The organism is Campylobacter troglodytis (genome assembly GCF_006864425.1).
In the GTDB taxonomy this organism is placed as follows: Bacteria; Campylobacterota; Campylobacteria; order Campylobacterales; family Campylobacteraceae; genus Campylobacter_D; species Campylobacter_D troglodytis.
The window spans coordinates 1-753 of record NZ_QHLI01000199.1; the positions used below are offsets into that span (position 1 = coordinate 1).

Here is a 753-nt window from a genome sequence, read left to right on the forward strand (position 1 = left end):
AGAGATGATTAAAGAATTCATACCTCATTCTTTCTTGTGCTTCTTTGAATTTTAAGCTTTTTTGTTTCATTGCTTCTTGTGTTTGTGTGAATTTTAAGCCTTCTTGTGAATTTATAATTAAGTTCTCATCAATGTTGAGTGTCTGTGAATTTCTTTGTGAATTTATTAAGCTATCATCATTATTTAGTGTTTTTAAGCCTTCTTGTGAATTTATCATTAAGTTCTCATCTTTATTTAATGCTTTTAAGCCTTCTTGTGAATTTAAAAACTCATCTTTATTTAATGCTTGTGAGCCTTCTTGTTTCATTGCTTCTTGTGTTTGTGTGAATTTTAAGCCTTCTTGTGAATTTATTATTAGCTTATCATAGCTATTGAGTGTTCGTGAGTCTTCTTGTGAATTTAAGCTTTCATCGCCATTTAATGCCTGCAATGCTCTTTGTGTAAGCCTTGCTAAGCTAGTTTCATTGAAGCTTATAAGCTTATTGGTATGATAAGCTTGATTTAAAAGGCTTTGTGAGTTTTCTATGAACTTACCATTTTTATCCACTCTTTTGCCGTCTAAATAAATATTCATCCTACTCAAGGTTGATTCAGTAGTTTCTTTAAATCTTTAGAATTAAAATGCTTCTTAAAAAGCCATCAAGCTAAGAGCTTTAGCTTATTCAAGCATATAGCTTATGTCTTCATTAAAATCCCCCACATAATGCCTCATAAAGCCTTGCAAGATTCTTTTTGCTTCTTCTTTTTTGCCAA

1 protein-coding gene is annotated in these 753 nt (G+C 30.8%); it reads right to left on the minus strand.

What is annotated here, in order from left to right; genetic code table 11:
• Positions 1–574: hypothetical protein (locus DMC01_RS12675; protein WP_142694534.1), on the minus strand; the 574-nt coding region annotated here is incomplete at its 3' end.
• Between the last annotated feature and the right edge of the window lie 179 nt (positions 575–753).